Origin of the sequence: Woronichinia naegeliana WA131, assembly GCA_025370055.1 — a bacterium.
GTDB lineage: Bacteria > Cyanobacteriota > Cyanobacteriia > Cyanobacteriales > Microcystaceae > Woronichinia > Woronichinia naegeliana.
In genome coordinates, this window is sequence record CP073041.1 from 255,650 (window position 1) to 280,856 (window position 25,207).

Consider the following 25,207-nt stretch of genomic DNA (forward strand, 5'->3'; position numbering starts at 1 on the left):
GTGCACCAGGGTTGTTATGCCGTTTGTGTCTAAGGTCGTAGTGTAGAGCTATGACTGAATTTTCAATGTTTCGCCAGGTAGAACTTTAGGCTGTATCTTAGCTGTCGTACTAGGAGAGCTAAGATACCTGATTGCAAGCATACGTATCCCAATTAGTTCCAAAAAGTAGGGTTTTAGCGTAGATTCTGCATATACTTTGCGCCTTACCTCATCCGCATATGTTTCCTTCATATACTTTGAATCATTACTATGAGCAGCACCTATTACACTTCCAGTAAAATCTTTGATCCTTTCTAATTCATAAATTAAAGTTTGATCTCCTGAACTACCATATTTCATCAATAAAATCTCAGATTCGTTACTAATTTTTTCTAGGGCTACAATAAAAAACTCCTTCCAAGAAGCTCTTTCTCCTGAAGATGAAGGCAAGTTAGACGGTTCATCTAGATTCTTCTTTGTAAAGACGCTAATAATAGAGTCAACAGAAGCTGGGTCATAATGCTCAACAACAGTACAAACACTGTTATTAACTAATTCTTCTGCCGCTTCATGACCCAGCTCATCTGCAAGAAAGTAATTCAAGAAAACTCCAAGATAGTTAACACGATCACAAAACTTTTTTGAAATAATCACATTGATTAACTCAATATTTTGAACAGCTTCAAGGCTTCCTATAATATCTATAAGCGCATATTTCAGCGTTCCTACTAATTGACTTTTAATCTCTTCTTTCGATTTGGAAGAATCTGGATAGCGGTAAGCACACATTCGCCTACCACGAATATCAAATGGTAAATCTTCTACTTTGCCTTGAGCAGTATTTACAACACAAATAATTTTGTCCCAACCTAAGCAACTAACAGCAAAACCCAACTCAACCAAAACATTAGGATTAGGGGTTTGTCTCACAATTTTCTTGGTTAAAGATCTTATTATTTTTTCAACTGTGGACGGAGAGTTGATAATCGTGACATCACAGAGAAATATTTGACTATTTGATATCTTCTCAAAGATAGAAGCAGCAATATCTGGAGAACCGGGTAGCGCATCTGTAGCAGTATCTACACGCATCTCAACTTGTATATCTTCACTTCCTTTCTTCAACGATTGAATAGTTTTTTCTAAAGCACTTTTAATAAAATTACGATTTGTTGATGATGGTGAGTCAGACTGCCAAGAGTAAAAAATATTGATCATGTTCAAACTGAATTCTTGTTCTTGTCAACCAATAAAAGCCCATAGCGTATATACAGTAAACGTATATACAGTATTAGTGCATTTAGCCAGATACTTGCTCCCACCCCAATCAAAGACTTACGGCATAACTATGAATTATACGGAAACTTTCCATATATTACCCCAAATAAGGATCTTATTCATAATCTTTCTATATAATACTCCCAAATAGCGTGATCGCAAGAAGTTTTCCGTATAATATTCCAAACAGCGTGCTATACCGACTAGCATACTCTTTTCTCCTGAGAACAGAATTAAAACGAGGTCTGCGATCGCTTTTTGATGAGAGTTGAGACGACGATCGCTGCCTGGATTCAGAGTAGGGTTTTCGGCTGAAGATTCGGCAACGCCCCACTGATGCGAGTTTAAACCATCGTATCTATTTCCGTCTCTTTTATGTCATTCGTTCCTCAGAGACATTGACCTCATACTGTAAATTTCCCAGGACAAAAGCGTCTAAACCCGCGATCGCCGTTTTGGAAAACCTTAAAATTTCCCTGACCAAGAGAGACCTTAAGGTGCGACAATGGTTGATTACCTGTATAAACTGTCACCTGCAAATGAGTTTGAATTGGATTAGCCGTGCAGATCGGTTAAAAGCCCTTCCCCCCTACGTTTTTGCTCGTCTTGATGAATTAAAGGCCATCGCCAGAGAACAAGGCCTAGATTTAATTGATTTAGGGATGGGAAATCCTGATGGGGCAGCCCCTCAACCGGTTATTGATGCGGCGATCGCGGCTCTGGGAGACTCTCAAACCCACGGCTATCCACCCTTTGAAGGCATGGCCAGCTTTCGGGAAAGCATTACCCAGTGGTATTACCGACGTTACCAAGTCGAACTTGATCCCAACAGTGAAGCTTTACCCCTGATCGGCTCCAAGGAAGGTTTAGGCCATTTAGCCCTGACCTATATCAATCCAGGGGATGTGGTCTTAGTTCCGAGTCCTTCCTATCCTGTTCATTTTCGTGGGCCAGTTATTGCCGGTGGAAAAATTTATCCCCTCCTGCTCTCGGCGGAAAAAGATTGGTTAATTGATCTCGCCGCCATTCCTGAAAAGGTAGCCCAACAGGCCAAAATACTCTTTTTTAACTATCCCAATAATCCCACCAGTGCCGTTGCCCCCAAAGCTTTTTTTGAGGAGATTGTCACCTGGGCCCATCATTATCAAATTCTCCTAGTTCATGACCTTTGCTATGCAGAATTAGCCTTCGATGGCTATCAACCCACTAGCCTATTAGAAATTCCCAAAGCCAAGGAAATTAGTGTGGAATTTCATACCTTGTCCAAAACCTATACAATGGCAGGTTGGCGAGTGGGCTTTGTGGTCGGTAATGCTGATATTATTCAAGGCTTACGAACCCTAAAAACCAATTTTGACTATGGTATTTTTCGTGTTGTCCAAAAAGCAGCCGAAACTGCCCTCCAGTTACCAGAAAGTTATATTTTAGAAGCCCAAAATCGCTATCAAAAACGGCGAGATTTTATGGTGAAAGGGTTAGGAGAACTGGGCTGGAATCTGACCCCTTCTAAAGCAACGATGTACCTTTGGATTCCCTGTCCCCCAGGCTTAAGTTCAGCAGATTTTGCCCTCAATGTCTTAGAAAGTACGGGGGTTGTGTTTACGCCAGGGAGTGCCTTTGGGGAAGGGGGCGAAGGGTATGTGCGGATTAGTTTGATTGCAGATTGCGATCGCTTAGGGGAAGCCTTACAACGTTTACAGGAAGCGGGCATTCACTATTAAGAAGTTAGTTATTAACCGACTAAAACTTAATAATCTAGCCCTCAATCTGAATGCGCTAAAGCAGTTCCCGCACATCGGTGACTTGCCCCGTAACCGCAGCAGCCACTACCATCGCCGGACTCATCAGCAAAGTACGACCCGTTGACGAACCTTGACGACCTTTAAAGTTGCGGTTAGAGGACGAGGCACTAATCTGATCGCCTTGCAGTTTATCGGGATTCATGGCTAAACACATGGAGCAACCGGCATCGCGCCATTCAAAACCAGCAGCCACAAAAATCTGATCTAATCCCTGGGCTTCGGCTTCGGCTTTAACCCGTTCGGAACCTGGTACGACAAAGGCTTTGACCCCGTTAGCCACCTGTCGTCCCTTGGCAAATTTGGCCGCTTCTTGGAGATCGCTCAAACGTCCATTGGTGCAACTGCCCACAAAACAGACATCAATTTTTGTGCCTTGAATAGGTGTTCCCGGATTAAGCTGCATATATTGATAGGCTTCAGTCGCTAAAACGCGATCGCTGTCGGGCAGATTTTCGAGACTAGGAATGGTTTCGCTCACCCCTAAGCCCTGACCAGGAGTAATGCCCCAGGTCACAGTCGGCTCAATCTCCTCAGCTTTAAAGGTGACAATATCGTCATAGACCGCATCCTCATCACTGGCGATCGCCTGCCACCATTGAACCGCTTGCTCCCAATTCACATCAGTCGGGGCAAAATCTCGACCCTGTAAATAATCAAAGGTGACTTGATCGGGGTTAATGTAACCGCATCTGGCTCCCCCTTCAATGGACATATTACACACTGTCATGCGCTCTTCCATTGACATAGCGGCAAAGGTCGATCCGGCATACTCGTAGGCATAACCGACTCCACCATTGACCCCTAGTTTACGAATAATGTGCAAAATCACATCTTTGGCATAAACCCCAGGAGCCAAATCACCATTGACTTCGATTTTACGCACCTTCAGTTTGGCTAAGGCCAGGGTTTGGGAGGCCAATACATCTCGTACTTGCGAAGTGCCAATGCCAAAAGCGATCGCGCCAAAGGCTCCGTGAGTAGAAGTGTGGGAATCTCCACAGGCGATCGTCATTCCTGGTTGGGTTAAACCCTGTTCCGGCGCAATAACATGGACAATGCCTTGATTGCCCGACCCAATATTATAAAAACGAATCCCATTTTCCTCAGCATTGCGTTCTAGGGATTGCATCATTTCTTCCGCTAGATCATCCTTAAACGGACGCACCTGACTATCCGTCGGCACAATATGATCCACCGTTGCCACCGTGCGATCGGGATACAACACCTGAAGACTCCGTTCCCGTAACATGGCAAAGGCTTGGGGGCTGGTAACTTCGTGAATCAAATGCAGTCCAATAAAGAGTTGGGTCTGGCCTGATGGCAAAATCTTGACGGTATGTAAGTCCCAGACTTTATCGAATAGGGTTCTCTCGCTCATGGAAGGCTGTGTCACTGTTGAGGGGCATTAAAATTCTATCTGTTGATATCATAGCTTTTTTAGCAGCGATTCCTGCTATCTCTAGGTTAAAGACTAAACCGTGAGAGAAAATTGGTTGACGATTTAAAGTTAAAGTGTCTGGGAGGCACTGGTTCAGCCTAGTTGTTAAATAGCCTGAAAGTCTTGCCCTGTAAGGATTTTAGTGATTCAGGGCAAAAATCGTTGTATCCCTTGCTGCACAGGGGTTTGATGCAATTCCAATAATCAGACTGAACCATTGCCCGCATCGTTCTGATTCTAGAAAATAAACTCAGGTTTGACACTCTCAGGTCTGAAGACACTGAGATTCTTGAATAGCCCAAAGTTTGAGCCTCAAAGGTGTAGTCAAAGCACCTCTATCACTCAAAACAACTACCTCGCGGTGCTGCCATTGTGTTTACCTTTCTTTTTTTGCTTGTTTTCAGAGTCCATCACTCAGCCAGTTTGGTACGCTCCCCCACCTGCCATTGCTTGCCATTGTCTGTGTCACCTCTCAATAGGCTTACTCGATTAGCTGGGATTTCACCACACTAGGAGGGTTCAATGCGTAGATAGTTGTTCCTACTCACACCTAAATTATAGCGCAAGGGGAATAAATTCCCCTGAGTCGTTTTTCCTCTCAGGTCTAAAGACGCTGAGTTTCCAAACTCCCATCCTTTTCTTATGAAAACGACTCAAGCCCAACCTGCCCAACTTTCTAACCCCGTTGATCCCCAAACTCTCGTCAAAAATGGAGAATCACCCACCAGCATTATTTTGGCGATCGCAATTTTACTGGCTATCCTCAGTCAATCACTAACGGGTTTAATCCAAGTTATTTTAAAACAGCAGAAGTAGTTTTTAGATGGGTTAGGACTTTAAAAGTGATCGCTCTGACCCATCCTAATATCAAAGAATCGTTTTAACCAATAAACCTAACCTAACTTGATATCTTAATCAGAATTTAACTCTTTGACTCTTGCACCCCAGAGATCTAATTCCAAAACCTTAGTTTCGGCTTTGATGCCTTCCGTCTGCCAAACCTGTTGGATCGTGGTGGCGACAGTGGGGGCTTTTTCAATAGGCGCGATCGCCAATAGAGTGGGCCCGGCTCCACTGATCACAAGACTATAGGCTCCCGCTTCGAGAGCAGCAGCTTTAACCGCCGCATAGCCAGGAATTAAACTTTGGCGATAGGGTTGATGAATTTTGTCTTCCATCGCGATCGTTAACCAATCTCCTCGACCCAACTTTAATGCTTGTACTAAAAGGGTTAAATGGGAAGCGTTAAAAATGGCATCGGCACGGGAATATTGAAGCGGTAAAACGGCACGGGCGGCTTCCGTGGATAATTCAAAGTTGGGAATGGCCACAATCGGAATCAGTCTTGAATCCCAAGTTAACGGCACAATACGCCAATCTTCATCGCTACCGACAGACAATTGACAACTTCCTAATAGGGCCGGTGCGACATTATCGGGATGGCCTTCCATTGCGATCGCTAAATCCAAAATTTCAGCCTGACGAAGGGGTTTACCCGCAATCACGTTGGCTCCCACTAAGCCCGCAATAATAGCAGTAGCGGAACTGCCTAAGCCTCTAGCCAGGGGAACTCCCAAATTAATCTCGATCTGGATGGGGGGCGGGGTTTGTTCAATAGATTGGTAGAATTTCAGAAAGGCTTGGTAAAGTAAATTACTTTCATCAGTACTAACGCGATCCGCTTCCTCGCCGGTGACGGTAATGACTAGATCGGCGATCGCCTCAGAGGGAATGGTAAAGGTGACTTGGTTATAAAGGTTAAGGGCAGCCCCTAAACAATCAAAACCAGGGCCCAGGTTAGCAGTCGTAGCGGGAACAGTGACAATAAAGGAGGTCATAATTTTCGATGGTCTCTCAGTTGAGAATAGGCGATTCAGTTTATGCAGAGATGAGAAGTTAAGCTGGAATTGGATGGCCCCTAAATTATTGCGACGGGGTAAGATTTAAAATTTCTAAAGGTTCGATCTCGTCTGCTACGGTAAATCCAAAAATCTGTGAATAAAAATAAAATTCACCCTCTAATGCTCGTTTAATATTAGCCGCCATGCGAAAACCATGTTGTTCTTCCGCAAAAGCCACATAGGCAACAGGTAAACCTTTTTGTTTCAACGCTTCAACCATCATTTCTGCTTGATTAGGCGGCACAATTTTATCTTCTAAACCTTGGAAAAAGACCACTGGACAGGCTAACTTATCGGTAAAATGAATGGGCGATCGCGCCTGATAAAGAGCTTGTTCTTCAGGATATTTACCAATTAAACGATCTAGATAACGAGACTCAAACTTGTGGGTATCTTTGGCTAAAGCTTCTAGATCACTGACCCCATAATGACTGGCTCCGGCCTTAAAGGTATCTCGGAAAGTTAAAGCGGCTAAGGTCGTATAACCCCCCGCACTACCACCCGAAATGGCCAACTTTTGCGGATCAACTTTGCCCTGATTGACTAAATATTTAGCCCCATTCACACAGTCATCCACATCCACAATTCCCCATTGGCCATCCAAACGTTGACGATAGGCCCGACCGTAACCCGTACTGCCACCATAATTAACATCTAAATAGGCAAATCCTCGACTCGTCCAATATTGAATTTTTAAACTCAGAGAATTAGAAGATGCGGCGGTGGGGCCACCATGACTTTTAACAACGAGCGGAGGTAATTCTCCTAAAGGAGCTTGATAATCAGGGTTTTTAGGGGCGTAATACCAGGCATAGGCAGTTAAACCTTTTTCGGTTGGAAAACGAATCGCTTCAGGCACGGAAATATAGTTAACATCAATTGTCAAATCACTCGATCTTTTAATGACTCGGTAATCTTGACTGACCACATTAAAAGCAATGATCGCCGCAGAGCTAGTCGGAGAACTACCAATAAAAAATACCGTTTCTCCTTGATGGGTTAATGAGGAAAAATCACTATAGGGAAGCGTAAAGGTTGTTAACTGTCGGCTATCTAGATTCAGTTCTCCCAAATACCAACAACCATTTTGGCTATAGGTGCAAATTATTTGCTGATCATTGAGAAAAAGATAGGTCGATAAACCAAACACCCAATGAGGATAGGCAAATTCGGCTTCAGCTAAATAAACGGCTTCAATTTCTCCGCCATTATAACAATAGAAATTCCACCAACCACCGCGATCGCTGACAAAATAGAGCATCCCATCCGGCGACCATTTGGGTTCAGAAATTGCTTCAATTTCCGTCTGACCAGCTAGACAAACAATATTTTCTAACTGCCCTTCTTCATTCAGATCCGCTAACCATAATTGGGTACTGTCCCAGGGCAAATCAGGATGCTGCCAGGTAATCCAGGTCAGTTGATGACCATCAGGACTTAAGCGAGGAGAAGAATAAAAATCATAGCCTGACGTTAGGGTTTGAACGGTTCCGGTGGCTAGATCGACGGTCGCTAAATAATTACTGGGTTCAGAACCATTATCCCCATGCTCTTCACAGACCACAATTAAACGGTTTCTTGCTTCATCTAAAATAAAATCTGCATAACGTTTATTAGCCTCTCTAGTCAGCGATCGCGGTTCCTGATCTGCCGTTTGCCAATAAATTTGTTGATCTGCAAAATGACTAAAATAAATTGTGCCGTTGACAATTAAGAAAGAACCACCACCGTATTCATGGACACAGGTTCGTACATTAAAGGGGGCTGGCGTAAGATCCGTTTGACTACCATCAGCATAATATTGAACTAAGACACTACGACCCTTTTCCGTCGGTCGGGACTCTAACCCATAGATCCCACCCTGATCCAGTGCAACGGCTCCTAAACCAATACTTCCCGCTAAAATGGCATCAGCATTAATGGGTGATTTCCAGGCACCAAAAGAGGCAGTTTGGATCTCAGTCATGGTTAGGCATTCTCCAGAATTTCCAGCGTTCCCATCATACCGCGATCACTATTATTATACTGACATGACAACCGGAAATTATCCTAGAAGTCAGCGATTCAGTCAGGGCGAACGCATCTAAAAATGATACAGATACAAGAACATTATAGAGGGATGGATAAGGGAAAATAAGGGAAAGTGCATAGAAAACAAAAGCGATGAAACTCCGACCCAAATATAGACTGGTAGAACACTTTGCCGAAATAGATGACCCTCGCATCGAACGAACAAAACGGCATAAACTCATTGATATTCTAACGATTGCCATCTTAGCCGTTATTTGTGGAGCAGAAGGTTGGGTAGCCATGGAAAGTTTCGGCAAGGCTAAACATCAATGGCTAAAAAAAATTTTGGAATTGCCGAATGGCATCCCCTCCCACGATACGTTTGCGCGTGTATTTGCTAGTCTGAATCCAGAGCAATTTCAAGACTGTTTTCTGCATTGGGTCAAAAGTATAGCGGAGGTAAGTGAAGGAGAAGTGATAGCGATTGACGGCAAAACCCTTCGCCACTCCTATGACAATGCCAACGGAAAGGGCGCAATTCAGATGGTAAGTGCATGGGCAACAGCAAATCGTCTAGTACTAGGACAGTGCAAGGTGGAAAGCAAATCGAATGAAATCACGGCGATTCCTAAACTCCTGAAAATGCTAGAGGTCAAAGGTTGTATCGTAACGATTGATGCCATGGGAACTCAGACAAAGATTGCCCAACAGATAGTAGGGCGAGGGGGAGATTATGTTTTGGCATTGAAAGGCAATCAAGGTAATTTATGTGAGGATGTTGAACAATTATTTGCTCATGCTCAATCGGTTAATTTTGTGGGAATTAAGCATGATTTTCATCAAACAATAGACAAGGGACATGGACGGATTGAAATTCGCCGTTGCTGGACGATGGAACAAACAGAATTTTTGCTGGGTGGGGAGAAATGGGCAAAGTTGACGAGCATCTGTATGATTAAAGCGGAGAGACGATTGAAAGACAAAACAGAGTATGAGACTCGCTACTATATCAGTAGCCTGCCGAGTAATGCTCAAAAATTATCCCAATCTGTTCGTAGTCATTGGTTGATAGAAAACTCTTTACATTGGGTTCTAGACTTGGCCTTCAACGAGGATGCTTGTCGCATTCGTAAGGATTTTGCTCCTGAGAATTTAGCCGTCTTACGCCATATCGCTCTTAACTTGCTCACAAAGGAAAATACTCTGAAACTTGGTATCAAGAATAAACGGCTACGCGCTGGTTGGGACGAGGACTATCTCCTTAAGGTTTTACTCGGATAAGATGCGTTTGCCCTGAGTGTCAATCAATCAGCTTTCCGCATTGCATCGCCAAAATCAGTGGGTCGGTTTAGCAACTGTTGTGATGGTTAAAAGTAAAACTCAATTCGGTCATAAAACAACAGAGACGTTTCGCTATTATATTAGCAGTCTTCCTACGGATGCCGAACGTCATAGCCATGTGATTCGTTCTCACTGGAGTATTGAAAATAGTCTGCATTGGGTTTTAGATGTCACTTTTAATGAGGATGCGAGTCGAGTGCGTCAAGGTAATGCGGCTGATAATTTGGGCTTGCTCCGTCGTTTAAGTATTAATTTGCTTAAACATGAGCCATCTCAAAAAAGCTTGAAGATGAAGCGTTATTTGGCGGCGATGGACAACAATTTTCTTCTACAGGTTTTAGCAGCTAGTTCACGGGAGTGATATTCATGAGTATATTTAGCTTCAAATAGGGCTTGCTGAAAAAGTCCACAAAACGAACCTAGATGCCACAGGGCGCGAAAAATGGTGACTTCAGAGCTCAGTTTCCAGTTTTACCTCACATTTTTCCAGCAAAGTGCATGGATTTTGAGCCTCCAAATGCCATAACCTTGCATCTGATCGTTTGTAAAATGCCTGAAAGTATTGTCTAGCAAGGATTTCATCCTTATTCAGCAAGCCCCAAATAGGAGGATTGGCAAAATATTGACACCAACAATTATGAATTAGCGAAATTACTTAACTGGACAGTGGGAAGTTTATGGATGGCAGAGAAGGTAATGACTATGCGGCCAAAGTAAGTCTATCAGGACTTGGAAAAGGGTCAAGTTTAGCGGCAAGGAATTTAGGCAAAAGCAGACTAGGTGGACTTTGAGGAAAAATCATTGGGGCTTGATGTTGGATGGCTAGTTGAGCAATGCGTTCACTAGGATAGCCATGGGAGGGTAGAGTCCGAAACCAGCGAGGGAAATTAGCCCAAATCCCCTGGGGTAACTCTAAGGAAAGAATTTGAAGTAAGCCGAGAACAATGACATGAAGATTAACAAAACGCTCAAAGGCTTCTACTTTGTTTAAAATCTGAGTCTGAACAGTTTGGGGATAGTCAGGGAGGATAAGATTGCTAGTGGTCTGTCAATTTTCTATTTGTGGATAAAGACGCTTGAGACGGATACGAGCCTCAGCCGTCGTGAATTGCCAATCTACCGACTTTTGGGAATGATTGCGCTGAGTGTACCAAGCCGTTGTTTCTTGCTCTAAAGTTTCCCGATCTGGAATTCGACGAGCTAGGCATTGCCGAGTCATTGCGGACAGCTCGTTTTCAGCAATATTAAGCCAACTGCCATGTTTTGGGGTATGGTGAATTTCCAACCGTTCGACTAGACGACGAGCCGTGGAAGGCTCAAATGCTTCATATAGTGAGGCAAGTTTGTGAGTATTTAGCTGATCACATACTAAAATGACTTTGTCGTTATCAGCATAGTCGTTATCGAGTAAATTCTTAATTTCTGTTGCCCAGTCAACCGATGTTCTACGTTCACTGACAACTGTCTTTCGCCACCCAGACAAGGGTTCTGTAAACATAAAGATATTGGCTGTTCCATTGCGTTCATATTCGTAATCATGCGCCTCTGGCTGTCCAGGTTTGGCTGGTAGAGGAAGGCGGGTTTCTTTGACCAATTGTATAGGTTGCTCATCCATGCAAATCACTGGACAATTGGGGTCATAGGGTCGGTGATAAATTTCTAGAACATCTTCCATGTTAGACACAAATTCGGCACTCTTTTCTGGTGGAATCACGTACATCTGTCGCAGATGAGGTTTTAGTTCGTTTTTTTTAACACTTGACGCACGGTTTCGTGACTAATTGCTGGCACAATTTCTAACTCGACCGCCTTGTCGGCTAGTAACCTCAATGTCCAACGGGCTTGACCAGCAGGCGGTTCTCCACAACGTAAGGCGATTAGTTTTGCTTCTACCTCTCCATCAATAATCGGTTGACGAGGCGGCGTTTTGCGGGGCTTGCGGCTTAATGCTGACTCCACACCTTCATTGACCAATCGCTCCCTGAGATTGGCGACTGTGTTACGGTGACAACTAAAGGCGGCGGCAGCTTCCTCATCCGTCCATCCTTGTCCATTCACATCAATGTTTAACAGAATATTGGCGTGCTTAATTTTGTAAGCCGCTCCTTTGCCGATGGATACCAAATCTTTTAGGGTCTGACGTTCTTCTTGACTTAATCGGACAATATAGGTCTTGAGCATGGTTACTTATTACGATATCTGTTGAGGTAATGAATAGCCTCTCCATTTTCCCTCAAATTCACAATCTTTAGCTTGACAGACCACTAGGCCAGGTCGGTAAAGTAGGAAGAGCCTTAAGCCAAAAACGATAGGCAAAGCCGCCCAAAAGATGGATTAATTGACGAAAAGTGACTTCAATCTTAAATCGGAGACCGTAAGCGGCAATAATCTCAGGTCCAGTCAAACAGAGGTCAGTAGAAAGCAGAATCAGTCTTTGTCCGTTGGGCAATTGGGTGAGGACAAACTTAACGAGCTGATGGGGACTATCCCAGTGGAACTCAAAGCACTGATAAGAAACGGAGACTTGTTGACCATAGAGCCAGACTTTAGCGGTGGGAAAATCCTCCACAAGAGCAAACAGGCTTTCTAGTTTTATTGAACTCCCCCAAAGCCGTGGTCGTCCTTTCCCCCTCGGGTGCGACCTTTAGTTGATAAAAGCTGTTGTAATCAGGGTTCTACAGGGAACCCATATTGATCAAGTTTTGCCCAAAATTGACTCCATCGTTCCTTGGTCAATACCAAAGCTCGTAGGCTCAAAATAATTCCTGCTCCTTTTTCCTTCCATCGCATCCCTGAACAACATAATCGTTGTTTGACCAACGTCTTACAAGCTGCTTCCGTAACACCTGAACCAATCGGATACTTTTTCTCTAAGTATTCAGCATAATCCATTTGATGCTGATGATTCTCGTAATAAGTAATCGCCGCTTGTAGTTTCTCGGTAAGATTCTTAGAATGACTTTTTTCTTCTTTGACTTCTTTCATCAGATTTAGCAGTTCTCCTGCTTTTCCTTTTTCATGCTTGAGTTCTCGACAATTTTCAGTCAACCATTCTTTTTGTTTTGACACGGTATTCGGATGCAACGCTTCTGCCAAGGCACCTAAGTAGGGCTTGCTGAAAAAGTCAAAAAACGAAAGAAATGTGGGTTAGGGAAGTATGGACTGAAAAAGCATAGATAACTTATCCTTATGGAAACAAATCAAAATACAGATTTTGTTTAATCTATTGTTCCTTTCTGTCTAAAAAGGTCAACACAAATCACTCCTCACAAAAGAGAGGAAAATTAACACCATTTTTCACAAGAAAAACGACTCTACAACTTTTTACTTTTTGTCTTCTGAAGTAGAGTAGAAAGATTCATTACCAAAAAGTTCATCGCAATTACCGTTTCCGAGGTCTCAGGTAGTTTGGCCATCACTCGACCAAGACTAAATTTCCTCTTTCCCTGTCCGAATTTACCCTCAATGGCATTACGCACTCTTTCATCTGAGCGTGCCTCTTTCTTTTTTTCTTTGCTCACCTCTTTCGGCGGTCTTCCCAATCGGGGACCACTCATTCTTATATCCCTTTCTTTACAATAAGCTCGATTCGCTTTTGTTCGATAGATTTTATCCACATGAACCGATTCCGGATAACATCCTGTTTCCCTTTTATATTCTTCTATTCGCGCTTGTAAATCTCCCGATTCGTTGTAATTATCCCAACTTAATTTGTCTAAGAAGACAAAGCCATTCACATTACTTGCCGATATTTTAGCTCCAAACTCTACTGCTTTTCCCGCTTTTCCACGCACTATTGGACGCACGTGAGGTTGGCTTACACTCACAATTCTGTTTTCTACTTTATTTGTCTTTTTTTCATACATTTCTAACTGTTGCTCATACACTTTTCCTATCGTTACAAGCTCTTCTTGCTCTTTTTTCGTTAGTTTTTCTAACTTTGCTCCCTCTTCTATCATTTTTTCTATATCAGACAAGTTTCTTTTTATATATCCTAGTTGTTTTTTTGTTCCTTTTCTTCTTTCTTTTTTTGACACACGACGTTTTTTTGCTATGGCTAAGTACTCTTTTCTTGCCACTTCCCTATAAGTCCTCGGCTTTTCTTTCCTTTTCTCTTTTATTTCTTCATACAGCTTATCTATTATTTTTTCTGTTTTTTCTCTGGCATCATTCAATATTCCTATATCCGTTGGATATTTTATATCTGCTGGTGTACAAGTCGCATCTAACAATAACTTTCCTTCATTTTCTTTTTTTTCTGACGCTACACCCGTCGCTTTTTTTTCTATTTCTTTATTAATTTTATTTATTAATTCCATTCCTATTTTTTTACGAAAATGAACCATCATTGACGCATTAAATGCTTCTTTGCTACTATAGCTTTCCATTCCTATAAAGTACTGTAAATAAGGGTTCTCTTTTATTTGTTCTACTGTTTCTCTGTCACTTTTTCCTGAAATTTCTTTGATAATTAATGCTCCTAATGCCATTCTAAATGATTTGGCTGGGGCTCCTTTTTTTTCTGTGAAGTTTTTTGCATATTCTTCCTCATATTCTTCCCAAAGAATCATTTTTGACATTTCTATCCAACGATTTTCTTCGTCTAACTGCCCGCCGAACAGATTTTTCAAGTTTTCTGGTGTTTCAATTGAGTACTGTTGCTTTCGGTACATCTGCTTTCTCTCTTCTTAATGCAATGGTTTTGAGGCATTCTACCCTATTTTCGTGCATTCTAGCGGTTCTTAATTCGCCTACTATTTTTCTCCGTAAAGGTTTCAGCTTTTTTCAGCAAGCCCTAAGTAACCAGAGGCATGATAGAAATCTAATATCTGTTCTTCCGTTTGCTTTTCTAAAAACTTCCAATTTGATTCTGCCCCGTCTGCTATCCCGACCAATGTTGCCTCTGGATAACGGTTTTTCGCTCGCTCAATTTCTCTTTCTAATCTTTCTAGAAAACTCTTTTTTCCATACTCTGGTGCCGCACCTAGATAGATTGTAGGTTGACGTTCGCCTTCACTATCGTATAGGGAAACGGTTCCCACCATTGCTTCACGGTAGCCATCCTCACACATCAGCATACAGGTTCCATCTAATCCTATTCCCACTGTTGCAATTTGGCTATCCTCCTTGGGCGGGGCATAACTCCACGCTTCTTCTTTTGCCTGTACCACACTTCCTACTGCTTCACTCAATCTTTGGATATAGGATAGCGCTACTTTTCTACCATGATTTTCTAATAAATCATTTTTCACCTCTTTGCCTGCCATCCCTGACATTTTTGAGGATACCTGTTTTGCCAATAATGGCGTTGATGTTATGATTATCCTTGCTTCTCTTTCTAAGGGGCAATACGTTTTTCCTCAAAGGTGAACGCTGATATACATGACGATTCACTATAACCTCACCATAAGGTGTTTGATATTCTTTCGGTTGCTCTCCCTTACTCTTCCAGATTTCTTCACCGATTTTTAAGGGTGAACCATCTGTATCTAAATATTTCAAGGCTTCTTTGCTGGCGATGCAACCTACTTCGTTTAAGCCTTTTTGAATATTTATTTCTGTATCCAACATTGAACGACTTAGTTCTAATGTTAGTTCTATTTTTATCTTTGAACCCTCTACATTAATTAGTTTTGCTGTCATCATTGTTTCCTCTTTGTCACTTTTCATCTCATGTTAACACTTTTCTTTTCCTTCATCAACTAAAGGTCGCACCCTCCCCCTCAAGGTCGGAACGGAAGAAAAGGGAGCATATGCCACTGTAGAGCAACGCACTCGGGTGATGAGATGCAAGGCATTTTGGCGAAAACTTTTGAGCACTGCTCCACAAGCGAAGTAAGCATCCAAAATCACATAGCTTCCCGCCTCTGCGTAGGCGTAGGTGGGTGTGACCTTTAGTTGATGAAGGAAAAGAAAAGTGTTAACATGAGATGAAAAGTGACAAAGAGGAAACAATGATGACAGCAAAACTAATTAATGTAGAGGGTTCAAAGATAAAAATAGAACTAACATTAGAACTCAGTCGTTCAATGTTGGATACAGAAATAAATATTCAAAAAGGCTTAAACGAAGTAGGTTGCATCGCCAGCAAAGAAGCCTTGAAATATTTAGATACAGATGGTTCACCCTTAAAAATCGGTGAAGAAATCTGGAAGAGTAAGGGAGAGCAACCGAAAGAATATCAAACACCTTATGGTGAGGTTATAGTGAATCGTCATGTATATCAGCGTTCACCTTTGAGGAAAAACGTATTGCCCCTTAGAAAGAGAAGCAAGGATAATCATAACATCAACGCCATTATTGGCAAAACAGGTATCCTCAAAAATGTCAGGGATGGCAGGCAAAGAGGTGAAAAATGATTTATTAGAAAATCATGGTAGAAAAGTAGCGCTATCCTATATCCAAAGATTGAGTGAAGCAGTAGGAAGTGTGGTACAGGCAAAAGAAGAAGCGTGGAGTTATGCCCCGCCCAAGGAGGATAGCCAAATTGCAACAGTGGGAATAGGATTAGATGGAACCTGTATGCTGATGTGTGAGGATGGCTACCGTGAAGCAATGGTGGGAACCGTTTCCCTATACGATAGTGAAGGCGAACGTCAACCTACAATCTATCTAGGTGCGGCACCAGAGTATGGAAAAAAGAGTTTTCTAGAAAGATTAGAAAGAGAAATTGAGCGAGCGAAAAACCGTTATCCAGAGGCAACATTGGTCGGGATAGCAGACGGGGCAGAATCAAATTGGAAGTTTTTAGAAAAGCAAACGGAAGAACAGATATTAGATTTCTATCATGCCTCTGGTTACTTAGGTGCCTTGGCAGAAGCGTTGCATCCGAATACCGTGTCAAAACAAAAAGAATGGTTGACTGAAAATTGTCGAGAACTCAAGCATGAAAAAGGAAAAGCAGGAGAACTGCTAAATCTGATGAAAGAAGTCAAAGAAGAAAAAAGTCATTCTAAGAATCTTACCGAGAAACTACAAGCGGCGATTACTTATTACGAGAATCATCAGCATCAAATGGATTATGCTGAATACTTAGAGAAAAAGTATCCGATTGGTTCAGGTGTTACGGAAGCAGCTTGTAAGACGTTGGTCAAACAACGATTATGTTGTTCAGGAATGCGATGGAAGGAAAAAGGAGCAGGAATTATTTTGAGCCTACGAGCTTTGGTATTGACCAAGGAACGATGGAGTCAATTTTGGGCAAAACTTGATCAATATGGGTTCCCTGTAGAACCCTGATTACAACAGCTTTTATCAACTAAAGGTCGCACCCGCGTAGGTAGTGCAAAGCTCCCCCATTTTCGTGACTAGAGTAGTCTTCTCTTTTTTGCTGCCTTTTTTCCCTTCCTTTGCCGTTGCTTTGGACTTGATGCCATCGTCTAGCCGCAACACTAAGGGCAAGGCAAAGCAGGCTTTTCCTGCTCCCACCAAAGGGTGCGACCTTTAGTTGATGAAGGAAAAGAAAAGTGTTAACATGAGATGAAAAGTGACAAAGAGGAAACAATGATGACAGCAAAACTAATTAATGTAGAGGGTTCAAAGATAAAAATAGAACTAACATTAGAACTAAGTCGTTCAATGTTGGATACAGAAATAAATATTCAAAAAGGCTTAAACGAAGTAGGTTGCATCGCCAGCAAAGAAGCCTTGAAATATTTAGATACAGATGGTTCACCCTTAAAAATCGGTGAAGAAATCTGGAAGAGTAAGGGAGAGCAACCGAAAGAATATCAAACACCTTATGGTGAGGTTATAGTGAATCGTCATGTATATCAGCGTTCACCTTTGAGGAAAAACGTATTGCCCCTTAGAAAGAGAAGCAAGGATAATCATAACATCAACGCCATTATTGGCAAAACAGGTATCCTCAAAAATGTCAGGGATGGCAGGCAAAGAGGTGAAAAATGATTTATTAGAAAATCATGGTAGAAAAGTAGCGCTATCCTATATCCAAAGATTGAGTGAAGCAGTAGGAAGTGTGGTACAGGCAAAAGAAGAAGCGTGGAGTTATGCCCCGCCCAAGGAGGATAGCCAAATTGCAACAGTGGGAATAGGATTAGATGGAACCTGTATGCTGATGTGTGAGGATGGCTACCGTGAAGCAATGGTGGGAACCGTTTCCCTATACGATAGTGAAGGCGAACGTCAACCTACAATCTATCTAGGTGCGGCACCAGAGTATGGAAAAAAGAGTTTTCTAGAAAGATTAGAAAGAGAAATTGAGCGAGCGAAAAACCGTTATCCAGAGGCAACATTGGTCGGGATAGCAGACGGGGCAGAATCAAATTGGAAGTTTTTAGAAAAGCAAACGGAAGAACAGATATTAGATTTCTATCATGCCTCTGGTTACTTAGGTGCCTTGGCAGAAGCGTTGCATCCGAATACCGTGTCAAAACAAAAAGAATGGTTGACTGAAAATTGTCGAGAACTCAAGCATGAAAAAGGAAAAGCAGGAGAACTGCTAAATCTGATGAAAGAAGTCAAAGAAGAAAAAAGTCATTCTAAGAATCTTACCGAGAAACTACAAGCGGCGATTACTTATTACGAGAATCATCAGCATCAAATGGATTATGCTGAATACATAGAGAAAAAGTATCCGATTGGTTCAGGTGTTACGGAAGCAGCTTGTAAGACGTTGGTCAAACAACGATTATGTTGTTCAGGGATGCGATGGAAGGAAAAAGGAGCAGGAATTATTTTGAGCCTACGAGCTTTGGTATTGACCAAGGAACGATGGAGTCAATTTTGGGCAAAACTTGATCAATATGGGTTCCCTGTAGAACCCTGATTACAACAGCTTTTATCAACTAAAGGTCGCACCCCCACCAAAACACTCAAGGCATTGAAGTAATGCCCCCTTATCCATTCTGGCTTCGCCACATTTCCGGATTCTTGGTGTAGTCGTTTTACCCCTGGCATCTTGCGCCCTTCTTTCCCCACTTTGATTCCATCCCCCACATACACTCGTTTTTCCTTGATTCGATATAGATTTTCATGCTGACTTACCCACTTCGACCATCCCAAGGTCAGTCCTTTGACGTTAAATGCCTTGGATTCAAACCAATGTAGTGCCTGATGGTAGTAGCTCTCTGTTAACCCTAAGGCATTGACATAGCTTGTTATTGCGCTCGGTTGGCTGTTGAGCACTACTCCCCAGGCTAATAGGATAAACCATTGGTACGTTGCTTCTCGGCTAAAGGCGGGACGGAGATTCTCTAGGATTTGCTCTAGTCGCTGACATAGTTGCATAATTGATAGATAGCACTGGCTATCGATTTTCTATATCAGCCAGTTTCGGACATAACGGCACTCTTGGGTATCGCATGTCCGATTTTCTTTTCTCACTTACCCTGCTCGAGAACTTCCCACTGTCCAGTTACTTAATCTTTTAGAGTTTAAGTTGATTTTCTTCTCTTTTTAGTTTTTGATATAGTCTATTTTTAAGCTAGATTTCTTTTTTGATTCCACTCTACTAATATGCGATTACCCTGTGGTTCTCATTTTCGGTTTTCCAACGAGAGCGAGCGACACTGACTAACTCAACAATGTTATCGGCTTGGGGAAAAAGGTCGGTAATCCAATCGTTGTGAAAGAGAACCTGACCGTCAGAACGGCGAGTAACAGTGACCTCAAACCAATGAGTATTGAGGGCGGCGGAACCATCTTTTAGGGGCAAGTGATAAGTCCAACGATAATGATAGTCATGCCAATCGCGACCATGACGACGACGCTCATGGAAAGAGTAAACTTCCCCAATCTTCTCGGCATAGTCCAAAAACTCATAGAGAGTAGGGTGAGCAGCAATTCTAAATTTGCGCTGTAGCAAGGGTTTCAGGTTTTAGTTCGCGTAATACGGGGGAAAATTCAACGGGATTAACAAGTTCATTTTACGAGTCTTCAAGCTTTTAGGCACAATAGTACGCCTAGGATTGCCCCAAAAACCCCTTTTAAATGTTCTTTAAATCCCTAAAAGGCTTGCTGTGTCTAAAACTGAGAATTGCTGAACTACTAAAGACCAGAGGAATATTGACTCGGTATGAGGTGTTAGACAAGCAATTACTAATTCCGCTAGATGGCACAGAGTATTTCTCCTCCCAAAATATCCACTGTGAGCAATGTTCCCATCGAACCCATAAAAACGGGACAGTGACTTACTTTCATTCGGCAATTTTACCTGTAATTGTCTCACCTCAGCAAAAAGCAGTGATTAGTCTCAGCAATTCTCAGTTTTAGACACAGCAAGCCTTTTAGGGATTTAAAGAACATTTCAAAGGGGGTTTTTGGGGCAATCCTGTATGTACTATTGCGCCTAAAAGCCTGAAGACTCGTAAAATGAACTTGTTAATCCCGTTGAATTTTACCCCGTATTACGCGAACTAAAACCTGAAACTCTTGCTACAGCGCAAATTTAGAATTGCTGTTAGTAGTTGATAAATGTCACTAAACACCACAAATAACGAATTGGCTTTGATTTTATCCAGAATATTGCGGATTTGATTGTCACTAGGTATTTTGATGGCACCGAATAGAGTTTGAAGATTATCCCTACCGTTGCGACTATGCAGTTGTCTTTGATGTTCTAGCCCACATTCCGCAGGTAAGTCAAGAGACAAAGTAGTACTTTTGACATGAAGAGCCAAGAAAGGAAAGAATATGTTTGTGTTTGGAGGTCAAATTAACGATAGTTTGAATGCCGTCAATCTCTAACCAACGGATAAACAGAAAAGACTGAAAGACCCAAAGCAGAGTGGGAATGGCGGTCGGTTTACCCTTTTGATTAGGAATAGTCTGATGGGCAAGAGCCAAAGCCTGTCGTAGGCGACGTTGTGCCAAAGTATAAACCAATAAAGAGACAACCATAATCATCATCAAAGCCATAATGCGTTGAGGATTCTTGAGAAAAAGAGCAGAGGCAAAAAAGAAAGGGTCTTTGAGAAAGCGAAAGCCGCGCTCGGTGTTTTGTTGAGCCTTATATTCAGCCAACATCTGGTCGGGACTCAAAACCTGAGAATCAAGAACATTAGTAGCTAAAATAAAACGTCCAGCCCGTTTAGATGCGGCTTCCAAGCAAGAGGAATCAAGGCTTAATTGCCCAGTTAAGTGGTAATGAAAACCGAGAGGGGTAGCCCCTTGTTCATCCGTGTCAACTTAAAGGAATGGGTTCCCAAATTTGTTGATTGAGAGCGGCCTTTTCTCGATGTCGCTTTCTCTCAGCTTTGACCAAACCAAATAACTTAGCACGTTCAGCCAGATAGGTTACTGTATCAGGCTTTTCTCCTCTAGCAATAGCCTTCGCTACATAGTATAGACTCCGAAACACCATCTCTACTGAGATTTTTTCTTTCGGTTGATTTAGAGCAATCGCCACTTCCCCTACCAATTGATTTAAGACCGTATAGAAAATCAAAGTGCAAATAATCTGGATTTGGACACCATTCTTATTCCCTACCCATAAATAGGCTAGTCCTAAAAGTCTTTTCGTTAATAAAAAGGCTTCTTCGATTGTCCATCGTCTTCGATATAAATCACAGACCTCTTCGGCGGACAGTTGTTCGGGAGACAACACATTTGTTAAATACTGATACCAGATTGTTCCCCATAATACTGAGACTAATCTCACCGGATGCTTGCAAGGATTAGAACGGTAATTTCCCATAATGATAATCTCATCTCTGTAATGACTACCTTGAGACAATACTTGTTTGGTTTTGTAAGATGTACCCGCTCTAAATCTGGTTAGAAAAAACTTTTTAGCTTCTGTTAACAAATCAAACCACACAAAGCTAAAAAATCCCATATCTACGAGAATTAAACCATTTTCTGGTAATTTAGCTGCCAATTCTTTACACCATATTTTATCATTTGATTTATCATTTTCTGTGTACCATAAAGTAACGGGTCTTTGGGTAAAGGCTTCCACTACCATCATTATTTTACCCCCCAATTTACTCTTTTCTTCTTTACTTATTTTCATATTTTTCCTTATCTGCTCTAGCGTTGAGCCATCTGCTATCCACACTGCACTAAACTTTTCTCTTATTTTTTCCCATTTTTCTCCTACTTGGAGCTTCTTCCCTTTTTCGGCTGCTTTTTCTAACACTTCTTTTAGTAATATTGCAAATATTTCGGCTGGCACATTCATCATTCTTTTTGATACTGCCTGTTTGCTTACTTTTAATGATGCTACCCATAGCAATCCCTCTTCCTCTAACAGTCTTACCGCTTCACTTATACCCGCTATTTGACGATACACTATACTTAACACTAATGCCACCATTACTGGTAAATTTAATACCCTATCTCTCATCATTTTCTCATGAGTTCCCTGTAAATATTTTAATGGTGTAAACATTGTGGGTTCTAGTAATTCAAACAACTCTTTTGTTATTTCAGGGATTTCTACCCCTGGCTGATTTGTCTTACGACGTAAGTCTGGGTTTCCTTTTCTCCGAGGATGTTGTCTTGCCATTTGTTTTTTGCTCACTTTTTTATATACTAACCTTTTTTTCAGCCTACTCTTACTTCCGCCTGCTTTTAGGCTAATCTTTTGTGAGTAGGCATTTTGGCTTAAGTTGACACCAATGACCACCATCTCCACTACATATCATATTTAACATAAACTGTTTTAGGTCTGGTCGTTTATCTCTGGAATAACCAAATTTTATTTTTATGGCTTTTGTCTGCTCGTCTTCCTCATCTTCTATCCTTTCCTTATACTTCCCTTGTACAGACATTGAGGTTGAGTCTAAATGCTTTGACTTTTGTTCTATTCCAAAGATTGCTGCCGCTTTTAGGACTATTTTCGTGAACCGGTTTTTTACCCCCACTCCAAATACCTTATCCAATGACCTTCCTAGCTTGTCATCATTTAAATCTTCTGCTTTTATTCCTTCTCCTAATAGGTGTTCTAATGCTTTTCCTTTAAAAAACTCACTCAACAAATATAACGGAGCATTGATACATCCTAAGCAGTTTAATATCATTGCTTTTACTATTGTACCTACACTGAGCTTTTCTTGAGGATGAGTTCCCACTTCCTCATCGATAATTTCTACTAAACCCATTTCATCTATAATTCCCGCTACGATTCCTAAGTGGTCGAGGTCTTTAATATTTAGGTTATTCATTTTTACTGTTGATTCTATCTAAGACAAGACTCCATTTTAGAACTTTATTGACATTTTTTATCCTTGCCCGAAATCAATGCACAAGTACCGATACTAGCTCGCGTGAACTAGTGCTCCTCTTCGACAACCTGCGGAATGTGGGATCCAGAAAATATCTAGGACTCGCTGTAATCCCACAACAGATTTAGCATAAGTATTTGTACGACGACGAAAGGCGGCTAAATAGCGTCGGATAGCACTATTAAATGCCTCAACGTGGTTGGCATGGACGTCCTTTTCTTCTGGTTTTTCTGTTGTCTCTGGATGTTCTGGTTTCGGAGTTTCTACTTTCTTTAGTTTACCCTCAGAATCTCGACGTTTACTACTCTTATTTTTTAGTCTTACCACAAGACCCTTCGGTAATACTTTGGTGGGACGACCTCGCTTTCCAGTCCTTAATACTTCGTGACAAATATTAAATAGCAGTTGACTATATCGCTTTTCTCCATCTGTAAATAACTGGAGAGATTCTGCACTCCTTTCAAATAATTCCGCTACCGTCATCATTGCTTCTAGAAATAATTTCTGGGAGCATCTCACCTTTGCAATAAGTAGAAATACTTAACGAGGTAAATGAAAGAGTCAAAAAAGGTAATCATTTAAATAGGGCTTGCTGAAAAAGTCAAAAAACGAAAGAAATGTGGGTTAGGGAAGTATGGACTGAAAAAGCATAGATAACTTATCCTTATGGAAACAAATCAAAATACAGATTTTGTTTAATCTATTGTTCCTTTCTGTCTAAAAAGGTCAACACAAATCACTCCTCACAAAAGAGAGGAAAATTAACACCATTTTTCACAAGAAAAACGACTCTACAACTTTTTACTTTTTGTCTTCTGAAGTAGAGTAGAAAGATTCATTACCAAAAAGTTCATCGCAATTACCGTTTCCGAGGTCTCAGGTAGTTTGGCCATCACTCGACCAAGACTAAATTTCCTCTTTCCCTGTCCGAATTTACCCTCAATGGCATTACGCACTCTTTCATCTGAGCGTGCCTCTTTCTTTTTTTCTTTGCTCACCTCTTTCGGCGGTCTTCCCAATCGGGGACCACTCATTCTTATATCCCTTTCTTTACAATAAGCTCGATTCGCTTTTGTTCGATAGATTTTATCCACATGAACCGATTCCGGATAACATCCTGTTTCCCTTTTATATTCTTCTATTCGCGCTTGTAAATCTCCCGATTCGTTGTAATTATCCCAACTTAATTTGTCTAAGAAGACAAAGCCATTCACATTACTTGCCGATATTTTAGCTCCAAACTCTACTGCTTTTCCCGCTTTTCCACGCACTATTGGACGCACGTGAGGTTGGCTTACACTCACAATTCTGTTTTCTACTTTATTTGTCTTTTTTTCATACATTTCTAACTGTTGCTCATACACTTTTCCTATCGTTACAAGCTCTTCTTGCTCTTTTTTCGTTAGTTTTTCTAACTTTGCTCCCTCTTCTATCATTTTTTCTATATGAGACAAGTTTCTTTTTATATATCCTAGTTGTTTTTTTGTTCCTTTTCTTCTTTCTTTTTTTGACACACGACGTTTTTTTGCTATGGCTAAGTACTCTTTTCTTGCCACTTCCCTATAAGTCCTCGGCTTTTCTTTCCTTTTCTCTTTTATTTCTTCATACAGCTTATCTATTATTTTTTCTGTTTTTTCTCTGGCATCATTCAATATTCCTATATCCGTTGGATATTTTATATCTGCTGGTGTACAAGTCGCATCTAACAATAACTTTCCTTCATTTTCTTTTTTTTCTGACGCTACACCCGTCGCTTTTTTTTCTATTTCTTTATTAATTTTATTTATTAATTCCATTCCTATTTTTTTACGAAAATGAACCATCATTGACGCATTAAATGCTTCTTTGCTACTATAGCTTTCCATTCCTATAAAGTACTGTAAATAAGGGTTCTCTTTTATTTGTTCTACTGTTTCTCTGTCACTTTTTCCTGAAATTTCTTTGATAATTAATGCTCCTAATGCCATTCTAAATGATTTGGCTGGGGCTCCTTTTTTTTCTGTGAAGTTTTTTGCATATTCTTCCTCATATTCTTCCCAAAGAATCATTTTTGACATTTCTATCCAACGATTTTCTTCGTCTAACTGCCCGCCGAACAGATTTTTCAAGTTTTCTGGTGTTTCAATTGAGTACTGTTGCTTTCGGTACATCTGCTTTCTCTCTTCTTAATGCAATGGTTTTGAGGCATTCTACCCTATTTTCGTGCATTCTAGCGGTTCTTAATTCGCCTACTATTTTTCTCCGTAAAGGTTTCAGCTTTTTTCAGCAAGC

General features: G+C 41.4%; 22 protein-coding genes and 5 pseudogenes. 7 read left to right on the forward strand and 20 right to left on the reverse strand.

Annotated features, from left to right (window positions below; genetic code table 11):
• Window positions 1-48: 48 nt before the first annotated feature.
• Window positions 49-1,197, reverse strand: coding sequence for a hypothetical protein (locus KA717_01355; GenBank protein ID UXE61651.1), 1,149 nt, complete (start codon window positions 1,195-1,197; stop codon window positions 49-51).
• Window positions 1,198-1,796: 599 nt separating this feature from the next.
• Between KA717_01355 and KA717_01360 the strand changes: the two genes are divergently transcribed.
• A complete protein-coding gene (locus tag KA717_01360) occupies window positions 1,797-2,978 on the forward strand; it encodes an aspartate aminotransferase (protein UXE61652.1) in 1,182 nt (393 codons plus the stop codon).
• A gap of 55 nt (window positions 2,979-3,033) precedes the next feature.
• On the opposite strand, the gene leuC is transcribed toward KA717_01360, so the two are convergent.
• A complete protein-coding gene (leuC, locus tag KA717_01365) occupies window positions 3,034-4,437 on the reverse strand; it encodes a 3-isopropylmalate dehydratase large subunit (GenBank protein ID UXE61653.1) in 1,404 nt (467 codons plus the stop codon).
• A gap of 702 nt (window positions 4,438-5,139) precedes the next feature.
• Between leuC and KA717_01370 the strand changes: the two genes are divergently transcribed.
• Window positions 5,140-5,313 carry a hypothetical protein gene (locus KA717_01370; GenBank protein UXE61654.1) on the forward strand — a complete coding sequence of 58 codons (174 nt, stop codon included), beginning with the start codon at window positions 5,140-5,142 and terminating at the stop codon, window positions 5,311-5,313.
• Window positions 5,314-5,408: 95 nt separating this feature from the next.
• On the opposite strand, the gene thrB is transcribed toward KA717_01370, so the two are convergent.
• Window positions 5,409-6,335: a homoserine kinase gene (thrB, locus tag KA717_01375; GenBank protein ID UXE61655.1), complete on the reverse strand. Its 927-nt coding sequence runs from the start codon at window positions 6,333-6,335 to the stop codon at window positions 5,409-5,411.
• Between the two features lie 85 nt (window positions 6,336-6,420).
• On the reverse strand, window positions 6,421-8,364 hold the full coding sequence (locus KA717_01380) for a S9 family peptidase (protein ID UXE61656.1): 1,944 nt from the start codon (window positions 8,362-8,364) through the stop codon (window positions 6,421-6,423).
• Window positions 8,365-8,561: 197 nt separating this feature from the next.
• Here KA717_01380 and KA717_01385 point away from each other — a divergent pair, with 197 nt between their 5' ends.
• Both KA717_01385 and KA717_01390 read left to right on the forward strand, forming a co-directional pair.
• Window positions 8,562-9,689 carry an ISAs1 family transposase gene (locus tag KA717_01385; GenBank protein ID UXE61657.1) on the forward strand — a complete coding sequence of 376 codons (1,128 nt, stop codon included), beginning with the start codon at window positions 8,562-8,564 and terminating at the stop codon, window positions 9,687-9,689.
• 16 nt (window positions 9,690-9,705) lie between these two features.
• Entirely contained in the window at window positions 9,706-10,110 is a 405-nt protein-coding gene (locus tag KA717_01390; GenBank protein ID UXE61658.1) for an ISAs1 family transposase, read from the forward strand.
• A 687-nt stretch (window positions 10,111-10,797) separates the two neighbouring features.
• Here the strand turns inward: KA717_01390 and KA717_01395 are convergent.
• The 7 genes and pseudogenes from KA717_01395 to KA717_01425 form a co-directional block, all read right to left on the reverse strand.
• Window positions 10,798-11,930, reverse strand: a protein-coding gene (locus KA717_01395; protein ID UXE61659.1) for an IS630 family transposase whose coding sequence is annotated in 2 segments (ribosomal slippage) — window positions 10,798-11,510 and window positions 11,510-11,930 — 1,134 coding nt in all. Because the reading frame shifts where the segments join, the coding sequence is not laid out codon by codon here.
• Window positions 11,931-11,997: 67 nt separating this feature from the next.
• Complete coding sequence (locus KA717_01400; GenBank protein ID UXE61660.1) at window positions 11,998-12,318, reverse strand: hypothetical protein; 321 nt, start codon at window positions 12,316-12,318, stop codon at window positions 11,998-12,000.
• A gap of 98 nt (window positions 12,319-12,416) precedes the next feature.
• The gene (locus KA717_01405; protein ID UXE61661.1) at window positions 12,417-12,845 is read right to left on the reverse strand and encodes a hypothetical protein; all 429 of its coding nucleotides are present in this window, start codon (window positions 12,843-12,845) and stop codon (window positions 12,417-12,419) included.
• Between the two features lie 239 nt (window positions 12,846-13,084).
• Window positions 13,085-14,422: pseudogene (locus KA717_01410) on the reverse strand (IS5 family transposase).
• A gap of 102 nt (window positions 14,423-14,524) precedes the next feature.
• Window positions 14,525-15,025: a hypothetical protein gene (locus KA717_01415; protein UXE61662.1), complete on the reverse strand. Its 501-nt coding sequence runs from the start codon at window positions 15,023-15,025 to the stop codon at window positions 14,525-14,527.
• Window positions 14,991-15,419 (reverse strand): hypothetical protein, encoded by a 429-nt coding sequence (locus KA717_01420; protein ID UXE61663.1) that lies wholly within the window; start codon window positions 15,417-15,419, stop codon window positions 14,991-14,993. The genes KA717_01415 and KA717_01420 overlap by 35 nt, the downstream gene beginning before the upstream one ends.
• Before the next feature lie 6 nt (window positions 15,420-15,425).
• Window positions 15,426-15,596, reverse strand: coding sequence for a hypothetical protein (locus KA717_01425; protein ID UXE61664.1), 171 nt, complete (start codon window positions 15,594-15,596; stop codon window positions 15,426-15,428).
• A gap of 110 nt (window positions 15,597-15,706) precedes the next feature.
• On the opposite strand from KA717_01425, the pseudogene KA717_01430 reads away from it, so the two are divergent.
• Window positions 15,707-16,988: pseudogene (locus KA717_01430) on the forward strand (ISKra4 family transposase).
• 15 nt (window positions 16,989-17,003) lie between these two features.
• Here the strand turns inward: KA717_01430 and KA717_01435 are convergent.
• Window positions 17,004-17,177, reverse strand: coding sequence for a hypothetical protein (locus tag KA717_01435; GenBank protein UXE61665.1), 174 nt, complete (start codon window positions 17,175-17,177; stop codon window positions 17,004-17,006).
• A 78-nt stretch (window positions 17,178-17,255) separates the two neighbouring features.
• Between KA717_01435 and KA717_01440 the strand changes: the two are divergent.
• Window positions 17,256-18,537 (forward strand): annotated as a pseudogene (locus tag KA717_01440) (ISKra4 family transposase).
• On the opposite strand, the gene KA717_01445 reads toward KA717_01440, so the two are convergent.
• Together KA717_01445 and KA717_01450 are read right to left on the reverse strand one after the other, a co-directional pair.
• Entirely contained in the window at window positions 18,510-18,998 is a 489-nt protein-coding gene (locus KA717_01445) for a hypothetical protein (protein UXE61666.1), read from the reverse strand. The pseudogene KA717_01440 and the gene KA717_01445 sit on opposite strands and share 28 nt — an antisense overlap.
• A 223-nt stretch (window positions 18,999-19,221) precedes the next feature.
• Window positions 19,222-19,575, reverse strand: coding sequence for a hypothetical protein (locus KA717_01450; GenBank protein UXE61667.1), 354 nt, complete (start codon window positions 19,573-19,575; stop codon window positions 19,222-19,224).
• Between the two features lie 125 nt (window positions 19,576-19,700).
• On the opposite strand from KA717_01450, the gene KA717_01455 reads away from it, so the two are divergent.
• The gene (locus KA717_01455; GenBank protein ID UXE61668.1) at window positions 19,701-19,982 is read left to right on the forward strand and encodes a hypothetical protein; all 282 of its coding nucleotides are present in this window, start codon (window positions 19,701-19,703) and stop codon (window positions 19,980-19,982) included.
• A 143-nt stretch (window positions 19,983-20,125) separates the two neighbouring features.
• Here the strand turns inward: KA717_01455 and KA717_01460 are convergent, their stop codons facing one another.
• From KA717_01460 to KA717_01485, 6 genes and pseudogenes are all read right to left on the reverse strand, one after another.
• Window positions 20,126-20,362 carry a hypothetical protein gene (locus KA717_01460; GenBank protein UXE61669.1) on the reverse strand — a complete coding sequence of 79 codons (237 nt, stop codon included), beginning with the start codon at window positions 20,360-20,362 and terminating at the stop codon, window positions 20,126-20,128.
• Window positions 20,352-20,822: pseudogene (locus KA717_01465) on the reverse strand (IS1634 family transposase). Before KA717_01465 ends, KA717_01460 begins: the two are co-directional and overlap by 11 nt.
• Window positions 20,823-20,892: 70 nt before the next feature.
• Window positions 20,893-22,218 (reverse strand): IS4 family transposase, encoded by a 1,326-nt coding sequence (locus KA717_01470; GenBank protein UXE64521.1) that lies wholly within the window; start codon window positions 22,216-22,218, stop codon window positions 20,893-20,895.
• Between the two features lie 70 nt (window positions 22,219-22,288).
• Window positions 22,289-22,876: an IS1634 family transposase gene (locus tag KA717_01475; protein UXE61670.1), complete on the reverse strand. Its 588-nt coding sequence runs from the start codon at window positions 22,874-22,876 to the stop codon at window positions 22,289-22,291.
• A 93-nt stretch (window positions 22,877-22,969) separates the two neighbouring features.
• Window positions 22,970-23,455, reverse strand: coding sequence for a hypothetical protein (locus KA717_01480; GenBank protein ID UXE61671.1), 486 nt, complete (start codon window positions 23,453-23,455; stop codon window positions 22,970-22,972).
• A 293-nt stretch (window positions 23,456-23,748) separates the two neighbouring features.
• Window positions 23,749-25,086 (reverse strand): annotated as a pseudogene (locus tag KA717_01485) (IS5 family transposase).
• Between the last annotated feature and the right edge of the window lie 121 nt (window positions 25,087-25,207).

Excerpts from the sequence above, each read along its gene's own strand:
- KA717_01355 (UXE61651.1), bottom strand. The coding sequence starts at position 1,197 with ATGATCAATATTTTTTACTCTTGGCAGTCTGACTCACCATCATCAACA.
- KA717_01360 (UXE61652.1), top strand. The coding sequence starts at position 1,797 with ATGAGTTTGAATTGGATTAGCCGTGCAGATCGGTTAAAAGCCCTTCCC.
- leuC (UXE61653.1), bottom strand. The coding sequence starts at position 4,437 with ATGAGCGAGAGAACCCTATTCGATAAAGTCTGGGACTTACATACCGTC.
- KA717_01370 (UXE61654.1), top strand. The coding sequence starts at position 5,140 with ATGAAAACGACTCAAGCCCAACCTGCCCAACTTTCTAACCCCGTTGAT.
- thrB (UXE61655.1), bottom strand. The coding sequence starts at position 6,335 with ATGACCTCCTTTATTGTCACTGTTCCCGCTACGACTGCTAACCTGGGC.
- KA717_01380 (UXE61656.1), bottom strand. The coding sequence starts at position 8,364 with ATGACTGAGATCCAAACTGCCTCTTTTGGTGCCTGGAAATCACCCATT.
- KA717_01385 (UXE61657.1), top strand. The coding sequence starts at position 8,562 with ATGAAACTCCGACCCAAATATAGACTGGTAGAACACTTTGCCGAAATA.
- KA717_01415 (UXE61662.1), bottom strand. The coding sequence starts at position 15,025 with ATGTCAGGGATGGCAGGCAAAGAGGTGAAAAATGATTTATTAGAAAAT.
- KA717_01420 (UXE61663.1), bottom strand. The coding sequence starts at position 15,419 with ATGAAAAGTGACAAAGAGGAAACAATGATGACAGCAAAACTAATTAAT.
- KA717_01445 (UXE61666.1), bottom strand. The coding sequence starts at position 18,998 with ATGCAACTATGTCAGCGACTAGAGCAAATCCTAGAGAATCTCCGTCCC.
- KA717_01455 (UXE61668.1), top strand. The coding sequence starts at position 19,701 with ATGTTCTTTAAATCCCTAAAAGGCTTGCTGTGTCTAAAACTGAGAATT.
- KA717_01470 (UXE64521.1), bottom strand. The coding sequence starts at position 22,218 with ATGGCAAGACAACATCCTCGGAGAAAAGGAAACCCAGACTTACGTCGT.
- KA717_01475 (UXE61670.1), bottom strand. The coding sequence starts at position 22,876 with ATGAATAACCTAAATATTAAAGACCTCGACCACTTAGGAATCGTAGCG.